The 6,455-nt window shown below is 61.3% G+C and carries 7 protein-coding genes; 5 read left to right on the top strand and 2 right to left on the bottom strand.

Going from position 1 to position 6,455, the window contains the following annotated elements:
- Positions 1 to 286: 286 nt before the first annotated feature.
- On the bottom strand, positions 287 to 1,342 hold the full coding sequence (gene hisC, locus ETC27_RS06645; RefSeq protein ID WP_136254193.1) for a histidinol-phosphate transaminase: 1,056 nt from the start codon (positions 1,340 to 1,342) through the stop codon (positions 287 to 289).
- A 110-nt stretch (positions 1,343 to 1,452) separates the two neighbouring features.
- On the opposite strand from hisC, the gene ETC27_RS06640 reads away from it, so the two are divergent.
- Positions 1,453 to 2,355, top strand: a complete 903-nt coding sequence (locus tag ETC27_RS06640; protein ID WP_136254192.1) for an AEC family transporter — start codon at positions 1,453 to 1,455, stop codon at positions 2,353 to 2,355.
- Positions 2,356 to 2,361: 6 nt separating this feature from the next.
- Here the strand turns inward: ETC27_RS06640 and ETC27_RS06635 are convergent, their stop codons facing one another.
- Positions 2,362 to 2,868, bottom strand: a complete 507-nt coding sequence (locus ETC27_RS06635) for a MarR family winged helix-turn-helix transcriptional regulator (protein ID WP_136254191.1) — start codon at positions 2,866 to 2,868, stop codon at positions 2,362 to 2,364.
- A 311-nt stretch (positions 2,869 to 3,179) separates the two neighbouring features.
- Here ETC27_RS06635 and hmgA point away from each other — a divergent pair, with 311 nt between their 5' ends.
- The 4 genes from hmgA (at position 3,180) to ETC27_RS17255 (ending at position 6,382) form a co-directional block, all read left to right on the top strand.
- Positions 3,180 to 4,493, top strand: coding sequence for a homogentisate 1,2-dioxygenase (gene hmgA / locus ETC27_RS06630; protein ID WP_136254190.1), 1,314 nt, complete (start codon positions 3,180 to 3,182; stop codon positions 4,491 to 4,493).
- A gap of 73 nt (positions 4,494 to 4,566) precedes the next feature.
- The gene (locus tag ETC27_RS06625; RefSeq protein WP_136254189.1) at positions 4,567 to 5,586 is read left to right on the top strand and encodes a fumarylacetoacetate hydrolase family protein; all 1,020 of its coding nucleotides are present in this window, start codon (positions 4,567 to 4,569) and stop codon (positions 5,584 to 5,586) included.
- Positions 5,587 to 5,595: 9 nt separating this feature from the next.
- Positions 5,596 to 6,237 (top strand): maleylacetoacetate isomerase, encoded by a 642-nt coding sequence (gene maiA, locus ETC27_RS06620; RefSeq protein ID WP_136254188.1) that lies wholly within the window; start codon positions 5,596 to 5,598, stop codon positions 6,235 to 6,237.
- On the top strand, positions 6,227 to 6,382 hold the full coding sequence (locus ETC27_RS17255; RefSeq protein ID WP_168709030.1) for a hypothetical protein: 156 nt from the start codon (positions 6,227 to 6,229) through the stop codon (positions 6,380 to 6,382). The genes maiA and ETC27_RS17255 overlap by 11 nt, the downstream gene beginning before the upstream one ends.
- Positions 6,383 to 6,455 lie beyond the last annotated feature (73 nt).

Raw genomic sequence — 6,455 nt, 5'->3', positions numbered from 1 at the left:
TGAAACCGCTTAGCGCCGATGGTAGTGTGGAGTCTCTCCATGCGAGAGTAGGTCATCGTCAGGCACTTACACTGAAAGAACCCCGGCCCTCACAGGCCGGGGTTTTTTTATGCCGGTACAAAATGATCGGCCATCGAGCCCGCTAAATGTAGCTTATGCTCAAAAAAATCGCCCCGGTTGCTTGGTTGCAACCGGGGCGATGTCGTTCAGGGCTGCTGGCGGCCATTGAACTCAACCAGTGATGTTCTGGATGGAATGTTTCGGCTTGAAGGCCGAAGGGGCGCCTTTAACGAACCAAGGCTTCCATGGCCTCGATCAGGCTATCCATTTCATCATCGGTGCCGATGGAGATGCGCATGAAGTCGCGCAGGGCCTCGGTGTTGAAATGGCGAACCAGGATGCTGCGTTCGCGCAGACCCACGAATAGCTGGGCGGCGTCATGGCCGGGGTGGTGCACCAGGAGGAAATTGGCCTGAGAGGGCAGGACCTCGAAGCCGAGCTCCGTGAGGCGATGACGCGTCCGCTCGCGGGTGGTGATCACCTGCTCGCGGCAAGCTTCGAAGTAGGCCTTGTCTTCCAGGGCCGCGATGCCGACAGCACTGGCGAGGCTGTCGACCGGATACGAGTTGAAGGAGTTCTTGATCCGTTCCAGGCCCTCGATCAGTTCTCGTGAGCCGATGGCATAGCCCAGGCGGAGCCCTGCCAGGCTTCTCGACTTGGAGAAGGTACCGGTCACCAACAAGTTGGGGTAGTCCTTGATCAGCGGCACGGCGCTCTCACCGCCAAAGTCCACGTAGGCCTCGTCGATGAGTACCACGCACTCTGTGACGCGCTTAAGCAGGTTGGCGATGGCATCGCGATTATGGCCATGGCCGGTCGGGGCGTTGGGGTTGGCGAAGATAATGCCGCCGCTGCGCGCCTCAAAGACCTCGAGCGGCACCTGCCACTCATCACCCAAGGCCACGGTGCGATAGTTGACGCCATATAGCCGGCAATACACCGGATAGAAGCTGTAACTGATAGCCGGCATCGACAATGGCTGCGGCTGGCGGAAGAAAGCCTGGAAGGCCAGAGCGAGCACCTCGTCGGAGCCATTGCCGACGAAGACCTGTTCGACCTCGACGCCATGCTCCTGAGCCAGTGCCTCACGCAGGGCACGCGAATCCGGATCCGGATACAAACGCAGATGGTCGATGGAGAACTCGCGTAGCACGTCCTCGACGCCGGGCGCCGGCGGATAGGGGTTCTCGTTGGTGTTTAGCTTGACCAGGCGCTCGCGCGGCTGCTCACCCGGGGTATAGGGCGTCAGCTCACTGACGCCTGGGCTCCAGTACTTGCTCATGGGCACTCGCAGTTAAAGGGGAGATGGGACTTTGGTCATGGTGACGTGCCTTACGGCCCTTCGCAAGCGGTTGGCATGCTAGTGTTGCAGGGCTAATTCAGGAGCTTACGATGATTGCGCAGATTCTTGCCACGTTACTGCCGGTATTTCTGATTGCCGGCTGCGGTACTCTCTACGGACGCTATCGCAGCCCGGACATCCGCGGCCTCAATACCCTCAATATGGAGCTGTTCGTGCCCATGTTGGTGTTCGCCGTGCTAGCCGACCAGCAGGCGCCACTGCAGGACTATGCGGCGCTCGCCCTGTCTGCCGCATTGGTCGTGCTCGGTTCTGGCCTGGTGCTTTGGCCATTGGCACGTTGGCTCAGGCTCGACCTGAAGACCTTCCTGCCACCGATGATGTTCAACAATTCGGGCAACATGGGCATTCCGCTGATCGTGCTGGCCTTCGGCGAGGAGGCGTTGCCCGCCGCCGTGGTGCTGTTCATCGTCGAGATGTTGCTGCATTTCTCAGTAGGGCTCTACATGCTGAGCCCACACACACCGCTTTGGCGGCTGCTGCGCATGCCCATCGTGCTGGCGAGTATCGCCGGTCTTGCCTTCAATCTCGGCGGTGTGCCGTTGCCGGGGTGGTTGCTCGAGGCCCTCGACATGCTCGGCGGGGTCTGCATTCCATTGATGCTGTTCGCCCTTGGCGTGCGCATGCTCGATATCGATTTCAGTGACTGGAAAACCGGGGTGCTGGGTGCCGTGCTCTGCCCGCTCAGCGGCCTGGTGTTGGCGGCGCCGATGATCCTGTGGCTAGAGCTTTCTGGCCTGCAGGCAGCGAGCTTATGGGTATTCGCCGCGCTTCCCCCGGCGGTGCTCAACTATCTGGTGGCCGAGCAGTATCGCCAGGAGCCCCATAAGGTGGCCTCCCTGGTTTTGATCGGCAACCTGGGCAGCCTGATCGTGATGCCGATCGTGCTCGGGCTGGTGTTCAGCTATCAGCTCGCCCCGGTCGGCACCGGCTAGGTCGGTTCAGCCTTCCAGGCGGGCGAGCTGCCGTTCAAGCTTGCCCATAGTGTTCAGCAGATCGCGATACTCTCCTGAGGAAAGCGTCGTCACCAGTTCTGCCTCCCAGGCATGCGCCTGGGGGATCAGCTCCCCAAGCATTTCTTCCCCCTCCCGAGTCAGGTGCAGATAGTGCACCCGTTGGTCCTGCGATGATTGGGTACGGCGGATCAGCGTTCTGCCTTCCAGTGACTGAATGGCCCTCGACACCTTGGCCTTGTCCATGCGGGTGTGCTCACCGATCTGCTTGGCAGTGAGTTCCTCCCGATGGCTGAGCCAGGCCAGCACTCGCCACTCGGCGATGGTGATGCCAAAGCGCTCGCCATAGATCCTCGACAGTGCCTGACTGATCCGGTCCGCAAGGCTATTCAGCCGATAGGGCAGGAACTGTCCGAGATCGAGTTCGTGGCTTTCATCTCGGTGGTCAGGAGCCTGGAGCGAAGCGTCAGGGTCAGATGGCGAGTGAGAGGGCATGGTCTGTCTCCTGTCGAGCGGTAGCGAGTGTGGCCGGCGGCGATAGAGTGAAAGACAACGACACCTCACCGTCTTTTTATGGCCCTTGGGCAGTCATTATGCGTCATGCGAGTGCCTGCGAGAAAAGAATCAGATGAGATGATCTCTTAATGGCTTCTACATAGAGAAATTTCCTTATCTTGCGACGTTGGTAGCGGTTGAGCGGTGATCTCAGTTGTGCTTTCATTTGTCTATATAGTTTCAAGTGAAACTAGTTGCCGAGGATACTGGCTATCTGGCAACGATCCCGAGATCAACACGAGGCCAGGAGCATGCCCGCGTCATCGAATGAGCTTTCCTATCAGAGCGGTTTTCGAAATCACTTCGCAACCGAAGCACTACCTGGGGCGCTACCAGAGGCACAGAACTCTCCTCAGCGCTGCCCCTATGGCCTGTACGCCGAGCAGCTGACCGGCTCGGCCTTCACCTCGCCGCGCCCGCAGAACCTGCGAAGCTGGCTTTACCGCATCCGCCCTTCGGTGTCGCAGGGTGCCTATCGTCGTTTGCCGGAAGGACGCGTCGCCACTGCGCCGCTGGCCGGTCGCGCCGACCCCAACCAGATGCGCTGGGACCCGCTGCCACTACCCGAGTCATCCACCGATTTCGTCTCAGGCCTCGAGACGCTCGCCGCCAATGGCGATGCCGCCACCCAGGCGGGCTGTGGCGTGCATCTCTATGCCTGCAACCGGGACATGGTCGAGCGCTTCTTCTATAACGCCGATGGCGAACTCCTCATCGTGCCCCAGCTGGGCGCCCTGGTGTTGCGCACCGAGTTTGGCGTACTCGACGTGGGGCCCGGCGAAATAGCGGTCATTCCACGTGGCATCAAGTTCCAGGTGCGTCTTGGTAAAGCTGCCACCACCGCTCGGGGCTATGTCTGCGAGAATTATGGAAGCCCCCTGGAGCTACCTGGCCTCGGGCCCATCGGCGCCAATGGCTTGGCCAACCCGCGGGATTTCCTGACCCCGGTGGCAGCTTACGAGGATATCAGCGGCGATTTCGAGCTGGTGGCCAAGTTCGGCGGTGGCTTATGGAGCGCTGCACTGGATCATTCGCCGCTGGATGTAGTGGCCTGGCATGGCAACTACGCGCCTTATAAATATGATCTGGCACGCTTTAATACCGTCAACACGGTGAGCTTCGATCACCCGGACCCCTCGATCTTCACCGTGCTGACCTCGGTCTCGGATACGCCCGGGATGGCCAATCTCGACTTCGTTATCTTCCCGCCGCGGTGGATGGTCGCCGAGGACACTTTCCGCCCGCCGTACTTCCATCGCAATCTGATGAGCGAGTTCATGGGGCTGATCGAAGGCGTTTACGACGCCAAGGCGGAGGGCTTCGCCCCCGGCGGTGCCAGCCTGCACAACTGCATGTCGCCCCATGGCCCGGACGCCGCGACCTTCGAAGCCGCAAGCACGGCCGAGCTTTCCCCGCAGTACCAGGGCGAGACCCTGGCCTTCATGTTCGAGAGCCGCTATGTCTTCCAGCCGACCGAGACGGCACTGGCCGCCGACTTCCGCCAGCGGGATTACGTCGATGTATGGAAAGACCTCGTCTCTCACTTTGATCCGACGGCGCCGTGAGTCGCCGTAGCTAACGCTTGCGACGATATGCGTCCCTTACCCATTCGCCACACTGATTGTCAGGACATTGCTTATGAAACTTGCCACTCTCAACACAGGCCGCGACGGTGAACTGATCGTGGTTTCCCGCGACCTTTCCCGCGCCGTGCGTGTCACCGATATCGCCGCCACCCTTCAGCAGGCTATCGAAGCCTGGGACTCTCTCGCCCCGCGGCTCGAGGCGCGCTATACCGCCCTCAACGACGGCAGTGCCGAGGATGCCTTCGCGCTGGACATGGCTAAACTGCATTCGCCGTTGCCGCGCACCTACCACTGGGCCGATGGCTCCGCGTATCTCAATCACGTGCAGCTGGTGCGTCGTGCCCGCGGCGCCGAAATGCCTGAAACCTTCTGGACAGACCCGCTGATGTATCAGGGCGGGGGCGACCACTTCCTGGCGCCGACCGCAGACATCGAGGCGGTCAGTGAAGAACATGGCATCGATTTCGAGGGCGAGATCGCGGTGATCACTGACGATGTGCCCATGGCGGTCAGCCCGCAGGCGGCCGCTGGCCACATCAAGCTGATCATGCTGGTCAATGACGTCAGCCTGCGCGGCCTGATTCCCGGTGAGCTTGCCAAGGGCTTCGGTTTCTTCCAGGCCAAGCCGGCGTCGAGCTTCTCGCCGATTGCCGTGACTCCCGATGAGCTGGATGACGCCTGGCAGGGCGGGCGCGTGCACCTGCCACTGAGCGTGCATCTCAACGATGAGGCGTTCGGGGTGCCCGAAGCCGGGCCGGACATGATCTTCGGCTTCCCCGAGCTCATCGCCCATGCGGCCCGTACCCGGCATCTTGGCGCCGGTGCCGTGATTGGTTCCGGCACCGTTTCCAACCCGGATGCCGATGGCGGCCCTGGCAAGCCGATGCGTGACGGCGGCGTGGGCTACAGCTGCCTGGCCGAGGTGCGAATGGTCGAGAAGATCCTGCACGACGAGGTGCGCACGCCCTTCATGCGCTTCGGTGACCGGGTGCGCATCGAGATGTTCAACCGTGATGGCCAGAGCATTTTCGGTGCGATTGACCAGCAGGTCGTCGAGTATCAGCCGAAGTGAGGGGGCGTCATGACGCTATACGGTTACTATCGCTCGTCGGCGAGTTATCGGGTGCGTATCGCCCTTAACCTGAAAGGGCTCGATGTCGATCAGGTGGCGGTCAATCTGGCCGCCGGTGCGCAGCACGAGGAGGAGTTTCAGGCTCTCAATGCGCAAAGAATGGTGCCGGTACTCGAAACTGACGATGGCCTGCGCCTGACGCAATCGCTTGCGATCTGCGAGTATCTGGATGAGTGCTACCCCTCGACGCCGGCCCTGCTGCCGGCTGATGCCGCCGGCCGCGCCCGGGTGCGCGGGCTCGCCAACCTGGTGGCAAGCGAAATCCATCCGCTCAACAACCTTCGAGTGCTCAAGTACCTGGTCGGCGAGCTCGAATTGGATGAGCGAGACAAGCTTGACTGGTACCGGCACTGGGTCGCGGAGGGCTTCGCGGCGTTTGAGGCCCTGCTTGAAAGCAAGCAGACCGGGAAGTGCTGCCATGGCGACACGCCTACGCTTGCCGATATCTGCCTGGTACCGCAGGTCTACAACGCCAAGCGCTTTGACTGCGATCTCACCGCTTACCCTCGCCTTAGCGCCATCGCCGAGCATTGCCTTACGCTTCCTGCCTTCGAACAGGCTAGTCCGTCTCGCCAGCCCGATGCCTGCTGAACTGAAGCACCCCGCTCAGCGTGGTGAGCATCGCGGTTTGACGGTGGGTGATGAGACGCGTGAGAAGCAGGATGAGCGTCAGGGACGGTGGGAAGTCGACGAGAAAAACGCGGGGATAACCGATGGACAGTTGAATCCGGCGTGACGCTCGATGCTTGCGTGACTGTCCGTCGGCGCTACTTGACGTTATGCTGTGGGACAACCGCCGCCGCCGCGGC

The sequence above is a fragment of the Onishia niordana genome (assembly GCF_004798965.1).
Classification (GTDB): domain Bacteria; phylum Pseudomonadota; class Gammaproteobacteria; order Pseudomonadales; family Halomonadaceae; genus Onishia; species Onishia niordana.
The sequence above is the reverse complement of the archived record's forward strand: the minus strand, read 5'-3'. Positions and strand labels throughout refer to the sequence as shown.

What these genes read in the sequence shown, in the direction of transcription:
- hisC (WP_136254193.1), bottom strand. Translation starts at nt 1,342, where the DNA reads ATGAGCAAGTACTGGAGCCCAGGCGTCAGTGAGCTGACGCCCTATACC.
- ETC27_RS06640 (WP_136254192.1), top strand. Translation starts at nt 1,453, where the DNA reads ATGATTGCGCAGATTCTTGCCACGTTACTGCCGGTATTTCTGATTGCC.
- ETC27_RS06635 (WP_136254191.1), bottom strand. Translation starts at nt 2,868, where the DNA reads ATGCCCTCTCACTCGCCATCTGACCCTGACGCTTCGCTCCAGGCTCCT.
- hmgA (WP_136254190.1), top strand. Translation starts at nt 3,180, where the DNA reads ATGCCCGCGTCATCGAATGAGCTTTCCTATCAGAGCGGTTTTCGAAAT.
- ETC27_RS06625 (WP_136254189.1), top strand. Translation starts at nt 4,567, where the DNA reads ATGAAACTTGCCACTCTCAACACAGGCCGCGACGGTGAACTGATCGTG.
- maiA (WP_136254188.1), top strand. Translation starts at nt 5,596, where the DNA reads ATGACGCTATACGGTTACTATCGCTCGTCGGCGAGTTATCGGGTGCGT.
- ETC27_RS17255 (WP_168709030.1), top strand. Translation starts at nt 6,227, where the DNA reads ATGCCTGCTGAACTGAAGCACCCCGCTCAGCGTGGTGAGCATCGCGGT.